This window comes from Lysinibacillus sp. NPDC093216, assembly GCF_050280325.1.
In the GTDB taxonomy this organism is placed as follows: domain Bacteria; phylum Bacillota; class Bacilli; order Bacillales_A; family Planococcaceae; genus Lysinibacillus.
The window spans coordinates 260,193-285,004 of sequence record NZ_JBNNVB010000003.1 but is presented as its reverse complement, the minus strand read 5'-3'; the positions used below and the strand labels follow the sequence as shown (position 1 = coordinate 285,004).

Here is a 24,812-nt window from a genome sequence, read left to right as displayed (position 1 = left end):
CAAGGGATTAATTTCGTAAATTTCATCAACTTTGGAGGAGACGATTACCTGACTAAGCCTTTTCAAGCACAAGAATTGCAAGCGCATTTTGGGCGTTATTGAGAAGAAGCGGGAGCTGGTCTAGGGCTTGCTATTGCAAATTGGATTATTGACAAACATCATGGCAAAGTAAAAGTACAGAGCGAAGTTGGAGTGGGAACATGTTTTGAAATTTTTTCCAAAGAATCAAAAGCTATAAAAATACGCGAAGACCAAATAAAAACGGGGGTTTATATGTAGGAAAGATTACATAAACATTAGAAAAGAATCCATTTTGATTAGTCTTCTTTTCAAAATGGATTCTTTTATTTGTTGGAAGGATCACTGTGAAACAGAATCCTCAATTCTTTTAAAAATTAATAGGACTGAGCTTAATAAAAATACTACCAAATAAAATCTTTATTAGACCATCTATTACAAAAAAGATATCTAGATTAACGTTAGTAATCATTAATCCTATGAACGCATTGATGATTAAACTGATTGATAGAAAAAGCATTAATTTACCATGTACCGGAATAAAAGGTAAGAAATGAACACCAACAGCTAAAATAATTAATAACCAGCAAGTTCTATAATCATCGGCGAAAAATTGAAAACTAATAAAAACTAAAATTGCTAATAAAAAAATTGAAAAATTAGACCACCTTTTTTGGCCGCCTGTACCAGGACCGACTGCTAATTTCTCTCGAGTTTTAGGGCTTAATTGCCAAACCATACCTAGTATATAAACGATGGCAAATGGCCAAATATTTGGATAGCCGTTATATTTTATTAATAATAAGAACATTGCTATGCCAGCAATTATTAGCCATATCCCATTAATCTTTTGTCTGGGGTATTTGTAAGCTTGTGTTTCCATGTTCTATTCTCCATTCTTAATTTTCTACTTCCTCGAATAATAGATTTCTAAAATAATATATCAAACTGAATTATATTTTTTTGTCATAATTTGTCGATGTGTATAGGTCCAAATTAAGTTGCATTGTTTTAAACCTTATAAATACTAAAAGCATTTAAAAAGACGGTAATAATTGGATTTATATACCATATTTTATTTTTTTCTTTGTATAATAAGAGCATGAATATTTCAAAATCATAGAGTGTAAAAAAGGGCAGGAGTTAAAATCGAATATGTTTGAGGATGCTAAAAAATTAATTTTTAGAACTTTAAAAAATGATGATTATCATTTCGTTCTTCGTTGGAGTAAGGACGAGAAATTTTGCGAAGCCAATGGGTGGAGAAAAAATTTAGACGAAGAAGAATTATTTAGTTGGTGGCAGTACAGTGTGAATTTGAATCGTAAGGATTTTATTCGCTTAGGAATTGAATATAAGGACAGATTAATTGGTTATGCAGATCTAGCAGAGATTCAAAGCGACAGTGCTGAAATAGGTATTGCTATTGGTGAAAGTCAGTTATGGGGGAAGGGTATAGGAACTACCGTAACTCACATGTTCATAAAGTATGCGTTCGAGAAATTTGGTATTACAACATTTTATGGTGAAACACATGAAACTAATTTTCGTTCAAGAAGAATGATGGAAAAGTTAGGGTTTGAGGAAGTTAGTAGAAACGGCAGTGAAATTTATTTAAACAAGGATACACCTCTTATGCAGTATAAATTGTATCTAGAAACAGACGACACTTTGAGGATTCGCCTTCCGATATAACAAATTTATTAAGGTATGAAATGTTAAAAACGTATACCGTGAATATAAGTTGATTTCCGTCCCTGCTGGACGCCCCCCTGGAAAGTGCTCATCTGAAACGGAAATCAACCCCACGTTATGGTTAAAAGGTTAAAAATAATTTATTGACAATTCAAACAAATATACTATAATAATTATCAAGATTTGCATAACGAAAAATTGTTGATAACAATTTGGAGTATAAGAGTAAAAGTGTTGAAGAGAACTAGTAGTTTTAATGGAACTGACAGAAAGTAGCCGGTTGATGAGAGGCGCAAGGAAAGTTAAAATGAATTCATCTTGGAGCTGCGTACCGAACTTTAGTAGGCTACGACGGGTTTGCATCCGTAATCAATGCAAAGGTATCGCATTTAGCCGTACCTATTGAGAAGAGTTATGTGAGTAGCTCTTAAATTAAGGTGGTAACACGTTCATAACACGTCCTTTAGGTTTATTCCTAAAGGGCGTTTTTTTATCTTCATTCAGCAGAAGCGGGTGGTAAGATGAACGTGATGTGACTCCTTTTATAGAGGAGCCCAGTCTAAGAACGTCACATCCTGTGGCAATTTATCTGTAGCGAAAGCAAAGCGTCAGCGGCAAATGTTTTCTGCGCGAAAGCGAAGCGTCAGCGGCAATTACGCCAGGGCGAAATTGATTTTTACTCTTATAGAACTTGCAATATTAATTCAATATTAAAGGAGTTGTATTGTATGTTTTTAAAACTAGAAGAACAATTAAAGATGATTCAAAAGGGGGTAGGTAAGAGCGTTAATGAAGGAGAGGTTTTGCCTGATAAAATCCCCACAATGTTAATTGAAATAGGGAAAGAGTCTGTACTAGATATTATTCCATCATTAATTGCTGAAGAATATATTAAAAGTAAAAGTGAGTTTATGCGATTAATGAAACAAAATGGCGTTTCTTTAAATGGGGAAAAGCTTGTGGAAGATGATACTGACATAATATTAATGAATGATGAGATTTTACAAATTGGGGAGCAACAATTTATACGATTCATAAAATAAGGGAACTAAGTTGAATTATTCGCCAATCGATAACTAAACAACTATATCAGATCCTTAAACGAGTTTTAAAAAAATCACCTTCGATATTACGAAGGTGATTCTCATTGTTATTATTTCCCTAGAACAAATTCAGCAATTTCATCTAAAATCATTTCTTTACCTAGAGGGAAGTAGCCTTTATTGACCGCATCATTTTTAATAATAAATACGTGGTTGTTCTTAACAGCATTCATGTTTTTCCAAATTGTTTCTTCTTGGAACTCTTTTAAGCGTTGAGAACCGTCACCTGTTGTAAATACGAATAGGTAATCTGGATTGTAGTCAATTAAAGCTTCTTTTTGTACTTGTACTAGTGGTTCATCCATTGGTGTACCTGGAACTGCTGGTAATTTTAAATCTTTAAAGAGTACGCTACCGTAACCATAGTCACCATATATACGGAATGCATTTGGATATGCAGCCATTTTCATGAACTTCGCATCACCAGTTTTAGCAACGATTTTATCGTGTAACTTGCTTGCCTTTTCGTCATATTGTTTGAACCATTCTTTTGTTTCTTTTTCTTTATCGAAGATTTTACCTAGTTCCTCAAACTTTGGACGCCATTGATCTAATGGAGTTTTTAACATAACAGTCGGTGCAATTTTAGATAGTTGATCATAAATTTTTTCTTGACGATCATTTATAAGAATTAAATCTGGTTTTGCAGCAGCCACCGCTTCGATGTTAATTTTGTCACCCCAAGCAGAGCCGACCGGTTTTACATCTTTTAATTGATCTTCAATATGTGGATCAATTTCTTCTTGAGACGTATTTGCAGTAATGATTGGTTTCATGCCAAAGATTAATAACTCTTCTGTTGAACCACTAAGGTCAGCAATTTTCTTTGGATTAGCAGGGATTTTAATTTCCCCCTTGGCATGTTCTACTGTACGTTCTTCTGTTTTAGCGTCTGTTTGTTTTTCTTCTTTTTTATCAGAAGAGCAAGCTGCAAATAGTATAGATGTAATAACTAATACCATTGTTAGTAATGTTAGTTTAAATTTCTTCATATTTTTGTTCCTCCCGGATAAATTGTTTGCGACCCACTGCATTCTAATGGGTGTTCAACATCTCAAGCTAAAATGAGAAGCTCAACGCCCATTAGAATGCTCTCTCTATCTATTTAAGAGAGGAAGAGTGCTCCTTCTTTTATGCTTTTATCTGTTCTAGATTATTAATTATTGTCAAATCGTAAGTTAAACAAATTGGCTTACTGTTTACAGGGCATGAAACGATTAGTGCTTCAATTTCGAACACATTCCGAAGTGTCTCACTTGTCATTACTTCATCTGGAGTTCCTTGGTGAATCAGTTTACCATCCTTTAAAGCAATCATATGATCAGAAAAACGAGAAGCATGATTTAAATCATGAATGACCATAACGATCGTACGGCCTTCTTCTTCATTTAATTTTTTTAATAACTTTAAAATTTCTAGTTGGTGAGCCATATCTAAGTATGTTGTTGGTTCATCTAATACAAGTAGGTCCGTTCCTTGAGCAAGTGCCATTGCAATCCATACTCGTTGACGTTGGCCACCTGATAAAGCTTCTGCTGAACGGTTGGAAAACTCTGTCATCCCTGTCACTTCAAGTGCCCAATGGATGTAGCGATAATCTTCTTCCTTCAGTGTTCCAAATCCATTTTGGTGTGGAAAGCGGCCATATGAAACAAGTTCAAACACAGTAAGACCCATTGGAACTTCTGCAGTCTGGGGTAAAATCGCCATTTTCTTTGCAATTTCTTTTGTTGACTGTTTTTCAATTGCCTTTCCATCAAGATAAACAGTCCCTTGTTTTGCCTTTAAAATACGAGAAGTTGTTTTTAACAATGTAGATTTCCCACATCCATTTGGTCCAATAATCGTTGTTATCTTTCCTTCGGGAATCGCCACTGATAATCCATCTATTATTAATCCTTCATTATAGCCAACGGATACCGAATCAACTGCTAAAGTTACCATCAAAAAAGACTCCTTTTACTTTGTCCTCATAAGTAAATAAATAAAATAGGGTGCACCAATAATAGAAATAACAAGACCGACTGGTATTTCTGAAGTTGTTAGTACACTTCTTGAAATTAAATCTGCAAATAGTAATAAAAAAGTGCCAATCAATGCTGCTGTAGGTAACATAATTTGATGTTTTCCTCCAACAAGACGTCTTGCCAGGTGGGGTGCCATTAATCCGATAAATCCAATGCCACCGGCAACAGCTACCGATGCACCAGCCAAACAAACGGCGATAAATAATAATTTACGTCTTTCCTTCTCTACATTTACACCAAGGCCAACCGCTGCTACATCTCCTAAATTCATTACATTCAATACATGTGCCTTGCAAAATGCAATGGGTAGAAATATGAGCATCCAAGGTAGTACGCTTAATACAAACTTCCAATCGGTTCCCCATAAACTCCCTGCTAACCAAATAGTTGCAAAGCGAAAATCATTTGAAGTCATTTTCATCGAGAAGATTAAACTAACAGCACTAAATCCTGCTGCAACTGCAATACCGACAAGAATTAAACGAGTGGATGAAACGCCGTTCTTCCAAGCTAGCGTATAAATAATAACCGCTGCTAATAAAGCACCAACTAGCGCAAATAATGGAAGAATGAAAACTGATATTAGCGTACCGGTCCCAACTTTCCCGAAGAAAAAATAGACGAAAACAACAACTGTTAATCCAGCACCAGCATTTATACCGATAATTCCAGGGTCAGCAAGTGGATTTCTAGATAAGCCTTGCATGATAGCTCCTGATATCGCTAGCGCTGAACCAACTAAAATCGCGATAACCATTCGAGGCATACGAAATTCGAATAAAATGACAGATTGATCTTCGGCTCCTAACCCAATTAACGATTTCAATACATCTATTGGTGGTATTTTAAACGTCCCTGTATTTAAGCTAATTAAGAATACCGACACAATTAGGCAAGCTAAAATGGCTAAAACTGAAATATTCTTTTTTGTTAAGATTCTTTGCTTCATATTTTCCCTCTCCCTTCATTACGAGCTAAGTAAAGGAAGAATGGAACACCTATTAAAGCTGTAATTGCACCAATTGGCGTTTCAAATGGAGGATTGATAACACGAGATAACATATCTGCACATTCTATTAACAAACCACCTAATACTGCTGAACATGGAATGACCCATCTATAATCGGACCCGACGAGAAAACGCGTCATATGTGGGATAACAAGTCCAACGAATCCGACAGAACCTGCCATAGATACGGCTGACCCCGTTAAAACGAGCACAAGTACAGTTCCAATAAATTTAATGAAGGTTGTATTTTGTCCAAGCCCAATCGCAATTTCTTCGCCGAAACTTAAGATGGTAATGTATCTCGACATTAAAATCGCTATAACAAGACAAACAAGTCCTATCGGTAGCAACATATCAATACTTACCCATTTCACACCTGAAACGCCTCCTGCATTCCACATGCTCACTTCTTGAGCAAGATTGAAATAAAGTGCAATACTAGAAGATATGGCCCCAAGCAGTGCACTAATCGCTGCACCAGCTAACGCTAACTTCACAGGTGTGAGCCCTCCAGGTGAGGATGCACCCACACCATATACAATACTTGCACCAAATGCGGCACCAATGAATGAAGCAAGAACAAACATTATGTAAGGGGAATTAGGGAAAAATGCATACGTAATTGCAATTCCAAATACCGCACCATCTGTAATACCCATTAAAGAAGGCGAGGCAAGGGGGTTTCGTGTCATACCTTGCATAATTGCTCCGGATACCGCTAGAAACGCACCAGCGACTACTCCTCCAATTGCTCTTGGAATACGAAGCTCCCAGATGACATTATGATGTGTAAGTAAATCATCGAATTGAAAAACAGCTTGCCAAACAGTCGTTAAGCTAATATCTGCCGCCCCAAATGAAATGGACATGCCCATACTTAAAGCTAATAAAATCGTACCTACTATTAAAATAATAGAAGCAATAAGCGGTCTGCTCTTAATCTTTTTCATATTCGTTTCTTGTTGTTCTATGCTCCTCGCGCTTGCTTCCATCCGTTACCATCCTAACTAACAACATATATTCGTTAAAGTGAGATTCATTCTCAATTATAGGCAAAAAAAATAAAGGTTCGCCTTAATTGATAATGATTCTCATAATCACTTGTCCTATTCTACATAGCACCCTAAAAGATTGTCAAACATTATTTTTAAAATATATTAATTTTGTTTATTTTTACATATTTGAATATGCTTATAAGGCTTCCATTAAGCGGATTTCAGGAGGGGAGTGTGGATAGTTAAATTATTTAAATAATAATAAATTCGAATAGAGACTATCAAAATAAAAACCAAAAGTGTGCTTGTAAAATGTGGCCCTTGAAGCATCGTTTTTTGTTTTCTTACTATAATAATTATGCATGGCTGTCCTCAAAAGGTTCTATACTTTAACAGCTTTATAATTAATCTTATAGAAGGAAATCATACAATAATCCAAGTCCTTTATAGGTTATCGCAACAAAGGTAATCTAATTTTTAAGTATTGCATAAACCCTTTTATATAAAGATATTGATGAATAATTTATAAAAATGCAATGAATTGTTATGTCAAATAATAGGGTATAGTATATTTAGAGTTTAACTTTAAAATTGAATTATTTGTTAATTTCTCTCTCATTTTACCATTACCTTGCAAAATAATGGTATGCTATATCACGATAATAGTTTATGGAGGCGGTACTATGTATTACAGTAATGGTAATTATGAGGCTTTTGCACGTCCTAAAAAACCAGTGGGTGTTGATGAGAAATCAGCGTATCTTGTTGGTTCGGGGCTAGCTTCACTTTCAGCCGCATGTTTTTTAATTCGTGATGGTCAAATGAAGGGAGAGAATATTCATATTCTCGAAGAACTAGATATCTCAGGTGGTAGCCTTGATGGTATTTTAAATCCGACAAGAGGCTTTATTATTCGCGGTGGTCGAGAAATGGAAGATCATTTTGAATGCCTATGGGATCTATTCCGTTCAATCCCATCATTAGAAGTAGAAAACGCTTCTGTTTTAGATGAATTTTATTGGTTAAATAAAGAGGATCCTAACTATTCGAAATGTAGATTGATTGAAAATAGAGGACAAAGACTTGAGGATGATGGCAAGTTTACATTATCTGATAAAGCATCTGAGGAAATGATTAAATTATTCTTTATTCCTGAAGAGAAATTAGAGGATGTAAAAATTACAGATGTTTTCTCTGAAGAGTTCTTTGAATCGAATTTCTGGCTATATTGGTCTACGATGTTTGCTTTTGAAAAATGGCATTCTGCAATGGAAATGCGTCGTTATATTATGCGTTTCATTCATCATGTTGGGGGTCTACCTGATTTATCTGCTTTGAAATTTACAAAATATAATCAGTACGAATCTTTAGTACTTCCTATGATTAAATATTTGGAAAGTTATAATGTTGATTTCCAATTTAATACTGTTGTAGAGAATGTTTTAGTTGATAAAGTTGGCGATAAAAAAGTAGCCCATACTTTAGTGTTAAAACAAAATGGTGTGAAAAAGAATATTGAGCTAACAGAAAATGAATTAGTGTTTGTAACAAATGGTAGTATCACGGAGAGTACAACTTATGGTGACAATAATACGCCGGCCCCTATAAGTACTGATTTAGGAGGAAGCTGGTCACTTTGGAAAAACATCGCTTCCCAAGATTCTGATTTTGGTAAACCAGAAAAATTCTGCGATAACCTTCCAGAAGAAAGTTGGTTTGTTTCAGCAACGCTTACTACATTGGATGATCGAGTTGCTCCGTATATTGAAAAAATCAGTAAAAGAGATCCGTATGCAGGCAAGGTAGTTACGGGTGGTATTGTAACTGCTACAGATTCTAATTGGATGCTAAGCTATACGTTGAACCGACAACCGCATTTTAAAAATCAACCAAAAGACCAATTAGTAGTTTGGATTTATGGTTTACTATCAAATAAACCAGGTGATTTTATTAAAAAGAGTATCACGGAATGTTCTGGAATTGAGATCGCGCAAGAGTGGTTGTACCATATGGGTGTACCTGTAGATGAAATACCGGATATTGCGCAAAATTCTTGTAATACTATTCCATGTTACATGCCTTATATAACATCTTACTTCATGCCTAGAGCAATGGGAGATCGTCCTTTAGTTGTCCCTAATGGATCTACTAACTTAGCCTTCATTGGGAACTTTAGTGAAACAGAAAGAGATACTGTATTCACAACTGAATATTCAGTAAGAACAGCGATGGAAGCTGTTTATCAATTATTAGATATTGATCGAGGCGTTCCAGAAGTATTTGCATCTACTTTTGACATTCGTACTTTATTATCTTCAACTGCTCGCTTACTTGATGGTAAAAAATTAACAGATGTAGATGCTCCATTTATCTTAAAACAAATAGGTAAATTTGGTATTCATAAAACGAAAGACACAATCATCTATGATTTACTCAAAGAAAGTGAATTGATATAGAGATATGTGCTAAAAAAGCTGATTCATAATTGAATCAGCTTTTTTACATTAAATAGTGAATTTTTTCATTTCGTCTCTTAAAGCATCAGCAATAGCATTTAGGTCTTTAGCTTTTTCAGAGACAGTCTCGATGCTTTTAAGCTGTTCATTTGCGGAAGCGGAAACTTGTTCTGTTCCAGCAGAGGTTTCTACTGCAGAAGCAGATATGTTTTGTACGGCACTAATGATTTGCTCCTTGCGTTCATCCATCTCATGAGATAAATGTTTCACATCTTGTGCCACTCCACTCGTTTGGTCTAGAGCTACCTTTATTGTATTAAAGATTTCGCTAGTATCCTTTGTAGCTTTTGCATTTTGTTCGACAATGCTAAGGCTCGTACTGATTTCCTGCACAGCACTTTTAGAAATATCCTGAATGGCAGAGATTTTATTCTTAATATCCTCAGTAGCATTAGATGTCTGTTCCGATAATTTTCGGATTTCATCCGCGACAACTGCGAAACCTTTACCGGCTTCACCGACGCGAGCTGACTCAATGGAAGCGTTTAGAGCCAATAAATTAGTTTGAGTTGCGATGTCTGTAATTGTATTAACAATACTTGATATATCAGATGAAGTTTTATCTACTTCTTGAACAATGTTGCTTACCTGTTGAGAAGATTCTCGATTTTTCTCTGACCAAATAGAGAGTTGATTGATGGTTTCTACACCTTGATTACTTAAATGATCAATATCCTCTGTCATAGAAGCAATCTTCTCTGTGTGCTCAATAACACGATCAATGTTTCCAGATAGTTGATTTAATTGTTCAGCACTTTTTTCTGTATCATGAGCTTGCTCTTCTGTAGCCTTTGCTACTTCATTAATGGCTGAGCTAATTTCATCAGTCGTACGTACCGTATCTTCTGCTATTTGAATAAGAATCTTTGAGGAATCTGATAGCTCGGAGCTAGTTTTATGTATATTGACGGTAACATTCTTTAATGCCGATTGCATGCCAGAGATGCCTTTTGCCATAAGACCAATTTCATCTTGATGATGTAATAGCTTCTCTAATTCTGGATTTTCGGTAAAGTCTAAGCTAGTAGTTTGATGAATGATATTTTCAAGATTCTTAATGGCAGTAACAATGCGACCAATAATCCACCACATTAAAGCACCTATAACGATAAAACTCACTATGCCTGTAATAATCTGATAGCCTAGTACAGAGTTTGTAATAGATTGAATACCGCTTTCAGGCACCCCAATATCAATTACGCCATAAAGCTTGCCATCTTTATATATAGGTTCCATGATGTCATATGTCCAAATACCTTGAACTTCAGCATACCATCTCGTAAATTGCTTTTTTCCGTGCTTGGCACCATCGATTGTGTATGCATCCTCATATGTTTTTCCTAATTTCCCTTTATCACTATGCGCCACTGCTTTTGCATTGGTATCAATGACAATAGCATAAGTTACATTCTCTTGTTTTTCTTTTGACTCCACAAAATCTTGTAAAGATGAGATGGGATCATTCTCAGAATTTAATATAGTTTCAACTTGCTTGGCGATTTCATAGACCTGTTCATTGGCTTTTTCAATTAAAACTTCTTTACTATTTTTGCCCACAATCCAAACACCTAATACGGAATTAATGACAGATGACAATAACAGCAAACTTAATGTAAAAAACAATAATCGTCGCTTAATGCTTTTGTTTTTCAAATAGTTTCCTCCTCTGAGTTTTATTGGAACTTTATGCCTATGAAAACTCAAATTTTAAGTATAGTATTATGTACTGAAGCAGGAATGTCAATAATGAATTGAGAGTCTTATTACTTAAAAAGTGACAGATTAGAGTATAAAAGTCCTTTTGTTTTTCGATAACCTTGTGGATGTTAGAACAGATCGGAAATACCTATTTTCGGAGTGTAAACAGTGTTAGTTGTTTTAAATAGCCTCTCATTTAAAATTTATATTAGTAGGTAGCGACCGACTGTTATTTCGCCGGTTGCTTTTTTAGTGTAATAAAATAAAAATCGATGCAACTAACTATCAATCAAAATGCTCTAACGGTATGTAAAGAGAAAAAGAGGTGATTATATGCGATCCGAGTTTCTTGTAAAAAAAGCAAAGAAGGGAGATGGAGAAGCGTTTATACAATTAATCCGTCAATATGAAATAACGCTTTACCGGACAGCAAAACGACTAGGCTTGAAAGATGAGGACATTGCAGATCTTTTACAGGATACAATACTGACAGCGTTTGAAAAAATAGATTCTCTAAAAGAAGCAAAATATTTTAATACATGGATTTGTCGAATACTTTTAAATAACTGTTATCGCTTTATGAAGCAGGATCAACGTACTGTACCACTGGATGTGACGACATTGCATGAACTGCGACACCAAGATCAAATTTCACTTGAGCTTGATGAGGCATTAGAAAGTCTAGATGAGAGCTATCGCATTGCTTTAACGCTTTATTATGTGAATGGGCTCACGACAAAGGAAATAAGCGAATTTCTTCATGAATCAGAAGGGACGATTAAGTCGAGAATTTCTAGAGCGAAGCAATATCTGAAAAATAATTATTATGTTGAGGGGGCACAATTGCTATGAAAAAATCATTAGACGACCGTTTACATGAAGAAATGAATAGAGAACAAGAAATACCAGAAGTTGTGCAAAAAGCTTTTGATCGTTCCTATACAGAGATTCGCTCTAAATCAAAGAAAAAGACAAAAAAACGTTGGTTGAAGCCTATTTCAGCTGCGGCTGCATGTGCAGTTCTCGCTTCGGGTGTGATTTTGTCTAATGATACAGCGATGGCTAAACTAAAAGCATTTCTAGGTTTCCAGGAGGATGCTGGGATTGAACTTGCTAGTCAAAATGGAGAAGTACAATACTCTGGGGTATCGCAAAGTTCACAAGATGTTACGGTCACACTTGAAAATACATTTGCTGATGCCTATCGTGTAGGGCTACAGTTCAAGATTTTACCAAAGAGCATGGATATAAGAGATATTCAGCATATAAGTATTGAATATCGTATATATGATTCTAAAGGAAAAGAAATTGATGCCCATGTTTCAGATACAAAGCCTCTTACTTCAAAAGGTTTAGCGGGTAATACTGAGGAGCGAATGCTGAAAGGAACCGACCAATCCATAATTTTAGAACAAATATTACAGTCGAATGACCAGGCATGGCCTTCTCTAGATAACGCTCAATTAGTAATTGAAACAATTCATTTCTTTACAGAAAAGAAAGGGATTGTTCATATTAATGGAGAATGGCCATTTACATTGACACCAACGAAGGTTGTAACACAATCATTTGAAGCGGAAAAGGCTGTTGAGGGTATTCAACTACAATCAGCAACCCTTACGAATGGCTCTATGCATGTATCTTTAATAGTTGACGTTTCCGAGGATGAAAATCAATTTTTTGAATGGGCGTTAACAAATGAAAAGGGAGAGTCCTTTTATGCACGAGGAGCCAATATAGAATTGAAAGATGGGAAAACTTTTGTTAATTTAGTTTACCCTTATAGTATTTGGAATAAAGAAAAACAATTAAGCTTAAATATTAAGGGCTATGAAGAATTAAAATTAAAAAGTAAAGACTAATAGATAATTTAAATATTTAGGAGTACATTGGCAGCTATATCGCTAATGTACTTTTTCATTTGTTTATCAATAATAAAGCGAACGGGAATCTATAAAATCTCTTTGTATTTTTGGATAATATGGGAATTGTCACCAAAAATAGTGAGTGACATTAGTTAAAACGTATGCTATGTATATAAGTTGATTGGAGTGGAGGCTGGACGCCCCCAGGAAAGCGCCCAGCCGGAACGGAAATCAACCACACGTTTTGGTGATGAACCTTATATGGTATAGTATTGATAAAATTACAGAAATACAAGGGGGGATTGTTTGATGAGAAGGTATACTTTTTTTGCATAGCAAAGGCTATTGCAATATAGGATAAATTAAATAGCCTTTGCTCTTCCTAAAAAAATATTAAATTTAGGAGTGCAATTATGAGCTATAAAAAAGCAAAGCATATTCTACCAGCTGAGTTGCTAGAGTTAATACAAGAATATGTTGATGGTGAATATATTTATATACCGCGGAGAGCAGAACATAAAAAAGACTGGGGATCCAATACTGCTACAAGAAAAGAATTGGGTGTAAGAGACTGTAATATTTATAACGATTATCTAACGGGAGCGGACACGGCTACTTTAGGTGAAAAATATTATTTGTCTTCGAAGAGTATCCAAAGAATTGTATTAAAAGAGAAAAGAAGAAGAATAGAATAGTATAAGCCAGTGTGGTTTTTGACCACATTGGCTTATTTTCTTTTATGAAATATGTATGAGGTTTTTTCAGGCAATCTAGGCTGGGTATAATTTAATCAGCTTCTTGTGAATTTCCATCTTTAGTTTATTTTGATATTCATTCAAAAAAGGAGAGAAAAAAATGAATTTTACCAAAGTATTAGGGACCTCTTTTCCATCAGTACAAACTGAGCGCATTAAATTAAGAAAGTTGAAGTTGGAGGATGCTCCTACGTTATTCAATTATTATTCAAATGAAAATGTATATCGTTATCTTGATTGGAATGGACCAGAAACTCTAGAAAGAAGTTATGAAGTAATTAATTTTTGGAACAAAGGCTATGATGAAGGTTGGATTATTCGTTTTGCTATTGCTAACAAAGAAACCGATGAAATTATTGGTACTATTTTTTTAAGTGAATTTGAAGGCAAACGAGCTGAAATTGGTTATGAATTATCTGAAGAATATTGGCATCGAGGTATTATGTCGGAAGCTGTTAAAGCAGTATTATCAATAGGATTTGATCAGTTAGGTTTAGTAAGAATACAGGCAATTGTTACAGAGGAAAATATAGCTTCAAAGAAACTATTGTCGAAATTCAACTTTAAGGAAGAAGGTTGCTTAAGACAATTTGAATGCCATAGTGTTACTGGAGAATGTAAAGATATGTTGATCTATAGTTTGTTGCATACTGAGTTTTCGAAAAAGAATATATAAGTTTTATGGTAATTTCAGATGGATTTCCAATAAAAAATGCGACAAAAACCTATTTAATGAGTTTTGTCGCATTTTTATATTGTGGTCTATTTTTCTCTATTTTTGAAAATTCCTGTTAATAGAAATTCCAGTATGTGATAATAACCATAAATTAAGGTAATGGGAGGATGGTAAAATGGAGAAAAATATTTTAAGTTTAAAACTAAAAAGATATCGAGAAGAGAAAGGAATCACCCAACAAGAACTAGCTGAGATTTTAGAAGTAAGTGATAAGTCTATATCCAAATGGGAACTTGGGAATGGTTATCCGAGTAAGAGAAATATGCTGAAAATATCGGAGGTTCTAGATATCAGTGTGGAAACATTGCTATTAGAGGAAAAGAACGATGATAAAGAAAAAATAAAGTTAAGTATTAATTATAGCTTAATTAGTTATATCATTATTTTTGCTGTAACTTTAATGATCAAAGGTTTGACAGGTGCAGAACAGTATCAAAACATTTTATCTAAAGATATTATTGAGATTTTAAAACTACTTGCAAGTGCATTTGTACAAAATATAGGAATTGCTTTACCACCCGCAATTATCATTGGTTTTGTTTTTTATTTTTATATTTTTCCTAAACAATCAAGAGAGTAGATATAAATCTGCTTTCTTTTTTTACAATAAAGCTTTATAACTGATAATTTAGAGTTATGACGCATGAGAAGGTGAGAAAATGCTGGGGAAATTTTTGAGAAGTAAAAAGAAAAATAAGGAATGGCGTGGAGGAAATTCAAATGGACGACCTAAAGTAGCTATAAATGAATTACAATTGCAGCATTTAAAGGATGCTGGCAAAAGTAATCGAGAAATTGCACGAATTCTTCGCGTTTCGGAAGCTACTATTCGAAGACGATTGAAAGATTTAGAGGGGTGATTTTTTCTCTTTATTCGAGTCGTTATACATATTTCTTCATCTTGGGATTCCGATAGATTATAAACAAACTTTTCGGTAGGATATCATAAAGAGTTTGTTTTCTTAAATATGGATTACAATACATATTATTCAGAACGAGGGGTTGAGTTGCTTGGAAATATCAATTAATAGCTTACAAGAATGTGACGCAGAAGAATTGTATCAGTTCGAAAAGAACAATAGACAATTCTTTGAACAAATGGTACCTAGTCGTGGAGAAGATTATTATAATTTTGAAACGTTTAAAATAAGACATAAAGAGCTTTTAGCAGAACAACAGGAAGAAAAATCAAAATTCTACTTAATAAGAGATAACTCGGGCAATATTATCGGAAGAATTAATTTAGTAGATATAGATACAACGAATGATATAGCAGAAGTCGGTTACAGAGTGGGACAAGAATATGGAGGAAGAGGAATAGGGGCTTGAGCCTTAAAGCTACTATTAGAAACTGAAATCCGTGTCAAAAAGATTAAAGCAAAAACAACAACAAATAATATTGCATCTCAAAGGGTTCTTGAAAAGAATGGCTTTAAACAAGTGTGTATAGATGATAATGCGTTCGAAATGAATGGGCAAAAGTTGCAGTTTATCGAGTACCTTTTGGAACTTTAAAAGCCATGATGCCTTCTGTTAGTTTTGATGGATAGTAAAAATCTTAAGAGGGGTGGTTGAAAGACAGTGTTTAAACGAATCATGATGCTTTTTTCAATTATTACAGCGATACTTTTCTTGATCATTACGACAAGTTATATTATTAATCAAATAAAATTATCAAAGGAAGAAAAATTATTTACGCCAACAGGAAAAATGGTAGAAGTTAATGGACATCAAATGCATGTGTACGTAGAAGGAAATGGAGAAGAAACGCTTGTATTTATGTCTGGGGGAGGCACAAGCTCACCTGTTTTAGATTTTAAATCATTATATTCATTGTTAAGCGATAAATATAAAATCGTTGTCGTTGAAAAGGCAGGTTATGGCTTTAGTGACATTACAGATTCTGAGCGTGAGATTGATACTATTTTACAAGAAACAAGAGAAGCTCTATTAAAATCAGATGTTGAAGGACCATATATTTTATTTCCTCATTCTATGTCTGGTATTGAGGCATTGTATTGGGCTCAAGTCTATCAGAATGAAGTTAAAGCAATTATAGGGTTGGATATGGCTGTTCCTGCTGCATATAAAGATTATGATATAAATATGCCTTTAGTTCATTTAAGTGCCTTTGCTGATAATATTGGTATTACTAGATGGATTCCGGGCCTTTCTGAAAGTGATGCCATCAAATATGGGACTTTGACAGATGAGGAAAAAGAATTGTATAAAGTAATTTTTTATCGTAGAACAGTAACTAAAAATATGGTGAATGAAATTAATCATATTAAGGAAAATGCCGAAAAGGTAGGAGCGGCTGAAATCTCAAATGTTCCAATGCTTTTGTTCACTTCAAACGGTCAAGGGACAGGGTGGAATGAAGATGAGTGGAATGAATTTCAAAAGGAGTTCATCAGTAAACATAAAAATGGCACATTAATAAAATTTGATTGCTCACACTATATTCATGATATTGAATTTAAGCGAATAGCGGATGAGTCAGAAAAATATATAGAGAGTTTAAATCATTAGGTTCATCATCAAAAGTTGTGTATGCTATTTGTTAAAACGTATGCCATTTATATAAGTTGATTTCCGTTACGACTGGACGCCCCCAAGAAAGCGCCCAGTCGTAACGGAAATCAACCACACGCTAGGGTGAAGGACCATAAAAATTACTAATTGTTATGGAAAAAATCAAAGTGGGGGTTTTAATCATGAAATATTTATTACAAGTTGATTTTCCAATGGACGGGCCATTCGGTGAAGAAATGTCCGAAGCATTTGCAGATTTAGCGAAAAGTATTAACGAAGAGTCAGGTATGATTTGGAAGATTTGGACTGAGAATGCTGCGACTAAAGAATCCGGTGGAATATATTTATTTAAAACTAAAACAGATGCTGAGAAATATTTAAATATGCATTCAGAACGATTAACAAGTTTCGGCATTACCGATATTCGTGGGAAAATCTTCGAGGTGAATGAAGTATTATCAACGATTAATAATGCTCCAATTAAATAGTTAGCTAAAGCTAATTAGGGGTCATAAATGGCAGTATTATCAGCTAAATAATTAAAAACAGAAAACATGAGATTGTGATTTAACAATCTCATGTTTTCGTTTTTTATTTTTAATAATAATTTATTACTTGCAAAATATATCCGCTGTGTATATATTGTATATAAAGTATATATACATTATTTAGAGTGTTACCTTAAAGAGTTCAAGGAAATGCTTACATTATTGCAAACGGAGGATGGATGATGGAAAATGTCATTGAATTACAGCATGTTCATAAATCTTTTAAGGGATTTCAGATAAAGGATTTCTCTATTAACGTAAAAAAGGGCTTCGTAACCGGATTTATCGGGGGAAATGGTGCAGGGAAATCTACAACAATCAAATTGATTATGAACTTGCTACAGCAAGATAGTGGTACTGTTTCAGTGTTTGGGATGGATTATAAAAAGCATGAAAAAGAAATAAAGGAACGTATTGGCTTTGTCTATGATGAAAATGTTTTTTATGAATATGTAACGTTAAAGGATATGAAAAGGATTATTAAACCAGCCTATAAAAACTGGGATGATGATGCTTTTCAACGTTATGTTACTCAGTTCGAACTACCACTGAACAAAAATATGAAGACCTTTTCAAAGGGGATGAAGATGAAAGCTTCGTTAGCTATAGCTCTAGCTCATCATGCAGAATTAATTATTATGGATGAGCCAACTGCGGGGCTCGATCCGATATTTCGTAGAGAGTTACTAAATATTCTACATGAATTGATGCAAGATGAAGATAAAACGATTTTCTTCTCGACACATATAACAACAGATTTAGACCGAGTTGCGGATTATATTACCTTTGTTCATAACGGTGAACATATATTCACGAAGGAATTTTATAAGATTGAAGAGGAATATGCCATTGTCAAAGGGACGTTGAATTTATTGGATCAGGAAACGGAAAGAGAGTTTGTTGCAATTCGAAAAACGAACACAGGCTTTGAGGCATTGACAGCGGATAAAAATCGTGTGGCAAACATATTTGGGGATTCTGTTATTATGGAAAAACCAACGCTTGAAGATATTATGTACTATACGAAAAAAGGGTGGTAATGGGATGGTTAATCTAATAATAAAGGATGTTTTAATACAAAAGAAAATAATTTTACTGTACATTCCTATTATAATAATCCTTTTATTGGGAAGTATGAGTTCCCCGTTGTATTTCGGGTTTATATTTAGTATATCATTTATAATGACTAGTTTCTCTTATGATGAAAAAGATAATGCTAATATCCTTTTTAATTCGCTACCTTACACGAGAAAGGAAATTGTCAGTTCAAAATATATAGGTTCTCTTGTATTTACACTAGCGTTTATATTCATCATTTATAGTAGCAACTTCCTCTTAAATGGAAAAGCGATAATGTTTTTATGGAAAGAAATCCTGCTTATTATTGGTCTTGTAATGGTCGCTATTTCATTTATGTTTCCAATTTCTTATAAATTTAAAACGAAAAATTTGCCAATTGTTGCAAGTGCTTTAGTCGGTATCTTGCTGCTAATAACTACTTTTTTTATTCCTAATTTATTTGGTGAAATAAGAGAGCTGACTCAAAAGTTTCTGACCTTACAAGAAACACAAATGTATTTCGTAACTATCCTTACGATCATTATTTTATATATTGGATCGTGGCTACTATCTATTCGTATATATACGAGAAAGGCTTTTTGAAATAAAACAGCTTGAGCCCGTTGATGTAGGCTCAAGCTATTTAAGTACGCTTAAACAAAAAGTCCCATATAATAAAATCTGAGTATCGTCGACCTTGACTTCCGATGTCGATGTAACAAATAAAAGTGTACAAATGGGCTAAACATTATTTTCATGAGGCAGAAAATTATACTCTAAACAATAGACAATGTAATCTTTATGTGGAAAGACATTATAAATCTAAATTGTTTTATATTTCCCTGAATGTCCAAGCATAAGTACAACTGACGAAAGCATGCTGAAATAAAAACTGCTCATGCTAACGGAATAACCATCGTCTTCTGTGCTGATCACATAAAAATAAAGAAGAGGTATTTGCATGCAAATTATTATTTCCAACAGTTCAAAAGAACCGATTTATGAGCAAATTTATACTCAAATTAAAAAGCTAATTTTATCAGGTGAATTACAAGAGGGGCAGTCATTGCCGTCTATGCGACAGCTTGCAAAGGATTTAGAAATTAGCGTTATTACAACAAAACGCGCTTATGAAGAGCTAGAGAAAAACGGATTTATTTATTCTATTGTGGGGAAAGGTTCGTTCATCTCAGAACAAAATAAGGAAATGATGAGAGAAAGAAAAGTAAAAGTAATCGAAGAAAATCTATTGATTGCCATTCAAAATGCTAAAGAAATGAACATTGGCTTAGCAGAGCTCAAAGAAATGCTCACACTATTGTATTCAGAGGATGAGTGATGGAGACAGCTGCTAAATTCGTGTGATGAATATATTTAGAGATGCGGTTATTGTGAAAAGGTCTACCCTCGAAGATAGTATGTAATATACGAAAAAAGGAAGGTAATTGGATGATTAACCTTATACTTAAGGATGTTTTAATACAAAAGAAATTAATTTTATTTTACATTGCTACTATAATAATCTACTTATTGGCAGGTGTACCCCTAATATTTTTGGGATTTCTTTATAGTGTAATATATATACTAAATGCTTTCGCTTACGATGAAAAAGACAATGCTAATATTTTGCTCAATTCTCTGCCATATACGAGAAAGGAAATTGTCAGTTCAAAATATATAGGTTCACTGATATTTACAACATTATTTGTTTTCATGATTTATGTGGGGGATTTCCTCATAAATGGAAAAGGTGATCTTTTTATTTGGAAAGAAATGTTGCTTATTATTGGTCTAGTTATGGTCGCTATATCATTCATGTTTCCAATCTCCTATAAATTTAAAACGCAATATTTATTGATTGCTTCAGGTGTTTTATTTGGTATTTATATGTTAACAATTAGTTTACTAGTTCCTATAAATGATATATTAAGAGAACTAACACGAAAGTTCTTGACTCTACAAGAAACGCAAATGTATTTTGTAGCTAGCATTACGGTTATTATTTTATTTATTGGGTCGTGGCTACTATCTATTCGTATATATGAGAGAAAAGCTTTTTAAAATAAAACGGCTTGAGCTCAGGCTCAAGCCGTTTTCGTACGCTTAAAAGCAAGCTCCCATAGAACGAAATTCGTGATGACAAGCATGAATAAGTAAATGATTGCTCCATAAGTAGTATGAGTAGTCAGGAAGTAATGCAGTGCCGCCAGAACACCTAATGGGATAAGCAATATAAGGGTTTTCCAGCTCTGGGCATCGCCAACTTCATTATAAGGCTTTGTGAAAGGAATTACGCTTCCCATGCCGATGTAGCAAATGACGGTGAACATGCAGCTTGCTACTAAAACAATTAATAAATCTGGGATAATTCTCGTACCATAAATGAAGCAGAAAATGATGCTTAGAAAAATATACAATGGAATATACAACTTAATCAAAAAGGCTTTTAAGGTGCCTTTTTTCAAGTTTGTATAATCTATAATTGGAAAGACTTTATAGATCCAAGCCGCTTTATATTTTCCTGAATGTCCAAGCAAAAGCACAGCTGACGGAATAATTAGCATGCTGAAATAAATATTTAAATAGCCCATGCTAACGGCATAATCAACAATTTCGGACCTTGAAAAAGAAAACATAAAAATAAATGGAATGACAAAAGAAAATCCTAAAGATGGATATACTTTCAGTTTAAACTCTCGCTCTTGTTTCATCATAAGAGAAGCGAAACGGTAGAAAGCTCTTTCTTCATGAGTTCTACAAATGATTGTTAACAAAAGGGTCTTAAATCGATTGTTCTTCTCTTTTTTCGATTTGCTTGTGTTTAATAGTTTTTGTAGATTACGTTCAAAGGTTGGAACCAGCTTTAGATAAAGCCATATCGAGATGATTGGCATGACAACAGCAAATATACTGAACACCACTGTAAATAAAGAGTTGTTACCGTTTAGCAATAGTTCATAAGGAGCGGAAAACCACATAGGAATTAGAAAAATACTCCACCAATGAAACACTACCGCCATATCAAAATTAACGAATTCAAAGGATCTAATAAGAACTTGATAGCCAATCATCATCATTAATGATAAGCCGATTTGTACATAATTGATGATGTCTTTCAGCTTTTCTCCATCAAAGAATCTTAAAATAGCAATATATAAAATAGCGGTTAATACAACAATAAAAACATTAATTAAAACGAGTAAGAGCACAGTTAAAATGAAGAATACAATCCCTTGATTAAATAGGCCCACCATAAGGGGAATGGCAGTGAATGCAATAGTTAAATACGTCAAGTAAATGAAAATATGCATAAATTTGGCCGCATTGATCGTTTTAGCAGAGATAGGCTTGGTTGATAGGATACTTCTGTCCCGTACATCCAAGAGTACTGAAGAAAAATCAGAAATCAATGTTGTCATGATGATAAAAATAATCATTGCATAAGCAATACTCATCTGGAAAAGATAGTTTTGACCAAATCCCATAAAAGGAACCAACATAAGTCCCATTAAAACATAAATCCATAAAGATTTGATGTAGCCATTCTTTTGCTTTTTGTTGTTTTTATTTGATGCTTGGTTAAATATGGTCGGTACTTTACGCTCATCCATTGTTAGTTTAATATGGAGGATCTTTCTCATGATCTCGTAATCGATGCCCATTTTCACAAAAACAAATTGAATCTTATCAAGTAGCTGAAGCGTTTTGAAATCTTTCATGATCATACCTCTTGCACAATAGAAACGAATTTCTCACCAATTTCCTGATGATCATGGAAGCCTGTCAATTGGTTGAAAATCTTTTCCAGAGTTCCTTCGGTATTGTCTGCCTGTAGTTGGGCAAATGTCCCATCGGCAGCGATTTTCCCATCATTCAGCAGGATGATGCGACTACTGATTTTTTCGACAACATCCATAATATGAGAGGAATAAAATATTGTTTTTCCTTGGGCAGCTAGTTGAATCAAAATCTCTTTAAAGATCATCACACTATTCGCATCTAATCCATTGATCGGTTCATCTAAAAATAACAAATCGGGATTATGTATAAGGCTAGCGATAATTAATAGCTTTTGCCGCATCCCTTTTGAATAAGAAGATATCCTTGAATGATACGCTTCACCAACACCAAACAATTCCATTAAGGATTTTGATTTATCAGCAACGACTTCTAATTCAAGGCCATAAAGCTGGCCGATGAAGGTTAAATACTCGTAACCAGATAAATTATCATAAACATCTGCTATTTCTGGTACATAGCCAATACGCCGTCTATATTCAATGCTGTCTTTTCCAATATTCTCCCCGAAAAGCTTAATTTCTCCACCGTAATCGCCTTCGATCCCCAAAATGATTTTGACAGTGGTACTTTTACCTGCACCGTTCGGACCGATATAACCAATTATTTCACCTCGCGAGACGTGCAAGTCGATTCCTTTTAATATTTCCTTACTACCATAACGCTTCGTCAAATTCGTAATCGTCAAGATTTCTTCCATGTTGCAACTCCTTTCGGTTGATCCTATATTAACGGGCAGTAATTTTTCTGGTACCGTCTGGAAAATCTCGATTGGTGAAGACTAATAATCGGTGGAGGATGAAGAAACGCCACCAATTAGAGTTTCACTTTATCTTATGTTTAGTGTAATCGATTTAGATAAAATATCCACAAATATTATGTAATGTATAATAAGTGGGATAATATCCCTGTTGTTATATTATATAATCTATTGATGACCATTATAAGTTAGAAATTTTGGTTTATTGTGAGGGAATTATATCTTTTATACTGAGAGGGTTGAGCTTTTAGAGATGTATTGAATATTCTGTATTCGCAGATGAGTCAACTTTTTTCGAAGAGATTAATAGCAAAAAAATTATATAATATGACTAAATTTGGGGTATTGACATATTTATGGTTAGAATTATATATTTATTTCAGCGTAATTTTTGGAATATTCACTATACTATTTCGATCTAACTTGTACCTACAACGTGTTGACATGTAGTTGTGTTGTTGTGGATGATTTTTAAAATCAGTATCAAATGTAAACGTTTACTTAATACAATTGAATGCAAGATTTTTAAAGGGGGAAAATCAATGAAGAAAGTACGCATTGGAGTAATTGGAGCTGGATTAAGAGGAGGTTTAGCTCAATATTGGCATAAGCCTGATGGAGAATCAGAAATTGTTGCTTTGGCTGATATTTCTCAAGAACGTTTAGATAAATTTCAAGAAAAATTTGAAACACCTTTATTTTTAACGAAGGATTATAAGGAATTACTAACAAGAGACGATATTGATGCTATTGCAGTTTTATCACCGGATTATTTACATGAAGAACATATTATTACTTGTTTAGAAGCAGGAAAGCACGTATATGCTGAAAAACCTTTAGCGATTACAGTGGAGGGTTGCGATCGAATTTTAGATATATGGAAAAAATCAGGGAAGCATCTAATGGTCGGTTTTAATATGCGATATATGGGGATGTATCAAACGATGAAAGGCTTAATCGATTCAGGTGCTATTGGAGAATTAAAAGCCATTTGGGTCCGCCACTTTGTTGGCTTTGGCGGTTACTTCTATTATCATGATTGGCACGGTAATTCCAAAAATACAACATCTCTATTACTGCAAAAAGGCTCACATGATTTAGATGTGATTCATTGGATTTCTGGAAAACATGCGACGAAAGTATCTGCATTTGGTAGCTTAGATTATTACGGTGGAGATAAACCAAATACGTTAACATGTCCGACATGTGATCAGAAAAAAACATGTCCAGAATACGTCCCACATACATTCACGGAATGTGCGTTCCGAGAAGAAATTGATGTTGAGGATAATAACATGCTCATTATGGAATTAGAGGGTGGTATAAAAGCTTCCTATTTACAATGTCACTTCACCCCAGATTATTCACGAAATTATACATTTATCGGTACGAAAGGGCGTATCGAAAATGATGATGTAAACAATAAAATTTATTTGAAGACGCGTAAATCTAATTCCTGGGAAGAGCTTAGTGATGTTGTTTATGAAATGAAACCCGAGGAAGGAAGCCATGGGGGAGCAGATCCTAAAATTGCGCAAGATTTCGTAGAGCTAATACTTTACAATAAAGAGCCTTTAACAACTCCATTTGCTGGTCGTATGAGCGTAGCAGTTGGCTGTGCAGCAACGGAATCACTCCGTAATGGGGGAAGAGTTGTTGAAATTTCACAGGAATCTACTATTCTACAGCATTGAT

The 24,812-nt window shown here is 34.2% G+C and carries 24 protein-coding genes, 3 pseudogenes and 1 other annotated feature; of the genes and pseudogenes, 19 read left to right on the top strand and 8 right to left on the bottom strand.

Annotated features, from left to right (window positions below; all coding sequences use genetic code 11):
- Positions 1–15 precede the first annotated feature (15 nt).
- Together ACQKOG_RS06095 and ACQKOG_RS06090 are read left to right on the top strand one after the other, a co-directional pair.
- A pseudogene (locus tag ACQKOG_RS06095) lies at positions 16–116 on the top strand (response regulator transcription factor); the annotation flags it as partial.
- Positions 112–238, top strand: a pseudogene (locus ACQKOG_RS06090) (ATP-binding protein); the annotation flags it as partial. The pseudogenes ACQKOG_RS06095 and ACQKOG_RS06090, both read left to right, overlap by 5 nt.
- Before the next feature lie 150 nt (positions 239–388).
- Here ACQKOG_RS06090 and ACQKOG_RS06085 read toward each other — a convergent pair.
- The gene (locus ACQKOG_RS06085) at positions 389–901 is read right to left on the bottom strand and encodes a DUF6609 family protein (RefSeq protein ID WP_370077330.1); all 513 of its coding nucleotides are present in this window, start codon (positions 899–901) and stop codon (positions 389–391) included.
- 272 nt (positions 902–1,173) lie between these two features.
- Here ACQKOG_RS06085 and ACQKOG_RS06080 point away from each other — a divergent pair, with 272 nt between their 5' ends.
- Positions 1,174–1,713 (top strand): GNAT family N-acetyltransferase, encoded by a 540-nt coding sequence (locus tag ACQKOG_RS06080; RefSeq protein ID WP_370077329.1) that lies wholly within the window; start codon positions 1,174–1,176, stop codon positions 1,711–1,713.
- Positions 1,714–1,938: 225 nt separating this feature from the next.
- Positions 1,939–2,180, top strand: a binding site (T-box leader).
- A 261-nt stretch (positions 2,181–2,441) separates the two neighbouring features.
- Positions 2,442–2,756 carry a hypothetical protein gene (locus ACQKOG_RS06075; protein WP_402873307.1) on the top strand — a complete coding sequence of 105 codons (315 nt, stop codon included), beginning with the start codon at positions 2,442–2,444 and terminating at the stop codon, positions 2,754–2,756.
- A gap of 110 nt (positions 2,757–2,866) precedes the next feature.
- Here ACQKOG_RS06075 and ACQKOG_RS06070 read toward each other — a convergent pair whose 3' ends face one another.
- From ACQKOG_RS06070 to ACQKOG_RS06055, 4 genes are all read right to left on the bottom strand, one after another.
- Positions 2,867–3,808 (bottom strand): ABC transporter substrate-binding protein, encoded by a 942-nt coding sequence (locus ACQKOG_RS06070; protein ID WP_370077327.1) that lies wholly within the window; start codon positions 3,806–3,808, stop codon positions 2,867–2,869.
- A gap of 139 nt (positions 3,809–3,947) precedes the next feature.
- A complete protein-coding gene (locus ACQKOG_RS06065) occupies positions 3,948–4,760 on the bottom strand; it encodes an ABC transporter ATP-binding protein (protein ID WP_370077326.1) in 813 nt (270 codons plus the stop codon).
- Between the two features lie 15 nt (positions 4,761–4,775).
- Positions 4,776–5,792, bottom strand: a complete 1,017-nt coding sequence (locus ACQKOG_RS06060; RefSeq protein WP_370077325.1) for a FecCD family ABC transporter permease — start codon at positions 5,790–5,792, stop codon at positions 4,776–4,778.
- A complete protein-coding gene (locus tag ACQKOG_RS06055) occupies positions 5,789–6,844 on the bottom strand; it encodes a FecCD family ABC transporter permease (RefSeq protein WP_370077324.1) in 1,056 nt (351 codons plus the stop codon). Before ACQKOG_RS06055 ends, ACQKOG_RS06060 begins: the two co-directional genes overlap by 4 nt.
- 686 nt (positions 6,845–7,530) lie before the next feature.
- On the opposite strand from ACQKOG_RS06055, the gene ACQKOG_RS06050 reads away from it, so the two are divergent.
- Positions 7,531–9,303, top strand: a complete 1,773-nt coding sequence (locus tag ACQKOG_RS06050; RefSeq protein ID WP_370077323.1) for an oleate hydratase — start codon at positions 7,531–7,533, stop codon at positions 9,301–9,303.
- A 48-nt stretch (positions 9,304–9,351) separates the two neighbouring features.
- Here the strand turns inward: ACQKOG_RS06050 and ACQKOG_RS06045 are convergent, their stop codons facing one another.
- A complete protein-coding gene (locus ACQKOG_RS06045; protein ID WP_370077322.1) occupies positions 9,352–11,016 on the bottom strand; it encodes a methyl-accepting chemotaxis protein in 1,665 nt (554 codons plus the stop codon).
- Positions 11,017–11,394: 378 nt separating this feature from the next.
- Between ACQKOG_RS06045 and ACQKOG_RS06040 the strand changes: the two genes are divergently transcribed.
- The 13 genes and pseudogenes from ACQKOG_RS06040 to ACQKOG_RS05980 all read left to right on the top strand — a co-directional run bounded on the left by ACQKOG_RS06040 (position 11,395) and on the right by ACQKOG_RS05980 (position 20,620).
- Positions 11,395–11,913 carry an RNA polymerase sigma factor gene (locus tag ACQKOG_RS06040; protein ID WP_370077321.1) on the top strand — a complete coding sequence of 173 codons (519 nt, stop codon included), beginning with the start codon at positions 11,395–11,397 and terminating at the stop codon, positions 11,911–11,913.
- Complete coding sequence (locus tag ACQKOG_RS06035; RefSeq protein WP_370077320.1) at positions 11,910–12,923, top strand: DUF4179 domain-containing protein; 1,014 nt, start codon at positions 11,910–11,912, stop codon at positions 12,921–12,923. The genes ACQKOG_RS06040 and ACQKOG_RS06035 overlap by 4 nt, the downstream gene beginning before the upstream one ends.
- Before the next feature lie 416 nt (positions 12,924–13,339).
- Complete coding sequence (locus ACQKOG_RS06030; protein WP_370077319.1) at positions 13,340–13,621, top strand: CD3324 family protein; 282 nt, start codon at positions 13,340–13,342, stop codon at positions 13,619–13,621.
- 160 nt (positions 13,622–13,781) lie between these two features.
- Positions 13,782–14,357, top strand: a complete 576-nt coding sequence (locus ACQKOG_RS06025; RefSeq protein ID WP_370077318.1) for a GNAT family N-acetyltransferase — start codon at positions 13,782–13,784, stop codon at positions 14,355–14,357.
- Positions 14,358–14,532: 175 nt separating this feature from the next.
- Positions 14,533–14,997, top strand: coding sequence for a helix-turn-helix transcriptional regulator (locus tag ACQKOG_RS06020; RefSeq protein WP_370077317.1), 465 nt, complete (start codon positions 14,533–14,535; stop codon positions 14,995–14,997).
- Between the two features lie 79 nt (positions 14,998–15,076).
- The gene (locus ACQKOG_RS06015) at positions 15,077–15,277 is read left to right on the top strand and encodes a helix-turn-helix domain-containing protein (RefSeq protein WP_370077316.1); all 201 of its coding nucleotides are present in this window, start codon (positions 15,077–15,079) and stop codon (positions 15,275–15,277) included.
- Between the two features lie 151 nt (positions 15,278–15,428).
- Positions 15,429–15,932, top strand: a pseudogene (locus tag ACQKOG_RS06010) (GNAT family N-acetyltransferase).
- Between the two features lie 66 nt (positions 15,933–15,998).
- Positions 15,999–16,949, top strand: a complete 951-nt coding sequence (locus ACQKOG_RS06005; RefSeq protein ID WP_427445600.1) for an alpha/beta fold hydrolase — start codon at positions 15,999–16,001, stop codon at positions 16,947–16,949.
- Positions 16,950–17,134: 185 nt separating this feature from the next.
- A complete protein-coding gene (locus ACQKOG_RS06000; protein ID WP_370077313.1) occupies positions 17,135–17,440 on the top strand; it encodes a monooxygenase in 306 nt (101 codons plus the stop codon).
- Between the two features lie 242 nt (positions 17,441–17,682).
- Complete coding sequence (locus ACQKOG_RS05995) at positions 17,683–18,540, top strand: ABC transporter ATP-binding protein (protein WP_402873291.1); 858 nt, start codon at positions 17,683–17,685, stop codon at positions 18,538–18,540.
- Between the two features lie 4 nt (positions 18,541–18,544).
- Positions 18,545–19,162 (top strand): ABC-2 transporter permease, encoded by a 618-nt coding sequence (locus ACQKOG_RS05990; RefSeq protein WP_402873288.1) that lies wholly within the window; start codon positions 18,545–18,547, stop codon positions 19,160–19,162.
- Positions 19,163–19,520: 358 nt separating this feature from the next.
- Complete coding sequence (locus ACQKOG_RS05985) at positions 19,521–19,898, top strand: GntR family transcriptional regulator (RefSeq protein WP_370047444.1); 378 nt, start codon at positions 19,521–19,523, stop codon at positions 19,896–19,898.
- Positions 19,899–20,008: 110 nt separating this feature from the next.
- On the top strand, positions 20,009–20,620 hold the full coding sequence (locus ACQKOG_RS05980) for an ABC-2 transporter permease (protein WP_402873284.1): 612 nt from the start codon (positions 20,009–20,011) through the stop codon (positions 20,618–20,620).
- A 23-nt stretch (positions 20,621–20,643) separates the two neighbouring features.
- Here ACQKOG_RS05980 and ACQKOG_RS05975 read toward each other — a convergent pair whose 3' ends face one another.
- On the bottom strand, positions 20,644–22,278 hold the full coding sequence (locus ACQKOG_RS05975) for a hypothetical protein (protein ID WP_427445594.1): 1,635 nt from the start codon (positions 22,276–22,278) through the stop codon (positions 20,644–20,646).
- A 2-nt stretch (positions 22,279–22,280) separates the two neighbouring features.
- Positions 22,281–23,057: an ABC transporter ATP-binding protein gene (locus ACQKOG_RS05970; RefSeq protein ID WP_402873278.1), complete on the bottom strand. Its 777-nt coding sequence runs from the start codon at positions 23,055–23,057 to the stop codon at positions 22,281–22,283.
- A gap of 602 nt (positions 23,058–23,659) precedes the next feature.
- On the opposite strand from ACQKOG_RS05970, the gene ACQKOG_RS05965 reads away from it, so the two are divergent.
- A complete protein-coding gene (locus ACQKOG_RS05965; protein ID WP_370077307.1) occupies positions 23,660–24,811 on the top strand; it encodes a Gfo/Idh/MocA family protein in 1,152 nt (383 codons plus the stop codon).
- The last annotated feature ends 1 nt before the right edge of the window (position 24,812 follow it).

Coding starts and splice junctions, on each gene's coding strand:
- ACQKOG_RS06040 (WP_370077321.1), top strand. CDS start 11,395: ATGCGATCCGAGTTTCTTGTAAAAAAAGCAAAGAAGGGAGATGGAGAA.
- ACQKOG_RS06020 (WP_370077317.1), top strand. CDS start 14,533: ATGGAGAAAAATATTTTAAGTTTAAAACTAAAAAGATATCGAGAAGAG.
- ACQKOG_RS06060 (WP_370077325.1), bottom strand. CDS start 5,792: ATGAAGCAAAGAATCTTAACAAAAAAGAATATTTCAGTTTTAGCCATT.
- ACQKOG_RS05965 (WP_370077307.1), top strand. CDS start 23,660: ATGAAGAAAGTACGCATTGGAGTAATTGGAGCTGGATTAAGAGGAGGT.
- ACQKOG_RS05995 (WP_402873291.1), top strand. CDS start 17,683: ATGGAAAATGTCATTGAATTACAGCATGTTCATAAATCTTTTAAGGGA.
- ACQKOG_RS06075 (WP_402873307.1), top strand. CDS start 2,442: ATGTTTTTAAAACTAGAAGAACAATTAAAGATGATTCAAAAGGGGGTA.
- ACQKOG_RS06000 (WP_370077313.1), top strand. CDS start 17,135: ATGAAATATTTATTACAAGTTGATTTTCCAATGGACGGGCCATTCGGT.
- ACQKOG_RS06035 (WP_370077320.1), top strand. CDS start 11,910: ATGAAAAAATCATTAGACGACCGTTTACATGAAGAAATGAATAGAGAA.
- ACQKOG_RS06030 (WP_370077319.1), top strand. CDS start 13,340: ATGAGCTATAAAAAAGCAAAGCATATTCTACCAGCTGAGTTGCTAGAG.
- ACQKOG_RS05985 (WP_370047444.1), top strand. CDS start 19,521: ATGCAAATTATTATTTCCAACAGTTCAAAAGAACCGATTTATGAGCAA.
- ACQKOG_RS06065 (WP_370077326.1), bottom strand. CDS start 4,760: ATGGTAACTTTAGCAGTTGATTCGGTATCCGTTGGCTATAATGAAGGA.
- ACQKOG_RS05970 (WP_402873278.1), bottom strand. CDS start 23,057: ATGGAAGAAATCTTGACGATTACGAATTTGACGAAGCGTTATGGTAGT.
- ACQKOG_RS06070 (WP_370077327.1), bottom strand. CDS start 3,808: ATGAAGAAATTTAAACTAACATTACTAACAATGGTATTAGTTATTACA.
- ACQKOG_RS06080 (WP_370077329.1), top strand. CDS start 1,174: ATGTTTGAGGATGCTAAAAAATTAATTTTTAGAACTTTAAAAAATGAT.
- ACQKOG_RS06055 (WP_370077324.1), bottom strand. CDS start 6,844: ATGGAAGCAAGCGCGAGGAGCATAGAACAACAAGAAACGAATATGAAA.
- ACQKOG_RS05990 (WP_402873288.1), top strand. CDS start 18,545: ATGGTTAATCTAATAATAAAGGATGTTTTAATACAAAAGAAAATAATT.
- ACQKOG_RS05980 (WP_402873284.1), top strand. CDS start 20,009: ATGATTAACCTTATACTTAAGGATGTTTTAATACAAAAGAAATTAATT.
- ACQKOG_RS06085 (WP_370077330.1), bottom strand. CDS start 901: ATGGAAACACAAGCTTACAAATACCCCAGACAAAAGATTAATGGGATA.
- ACQKOG_RS06015 (WP_370077316.1), top strand. CDS start 15,077: ATGCTGGGGAAATTTTTGAGAAGTAAAAAGAAAAATAAGGAATGGCGT.
- ACQKOG_RS06025 (WP_370077318.1), top strand. CDS start 13,782: ATGAATTTTACCAAAGTATTAGGGACCTCTTTTCCATCAGTACAAACT.
- ACQKOG_RS05975 (WP_427445594.1), bottom strand. CDS start 22,278: ATGAAAGATTTCAAAACGCTTCAGCTACTTGATAAGATTCAATTTGTT.
- ACQKOG_RS06050 (WP_370077323.1), top strand. CDS start 7,531: ATGTATTACAGTAATGGTAATTATGAGGCTTTTGCACGTCCTAAAAAA.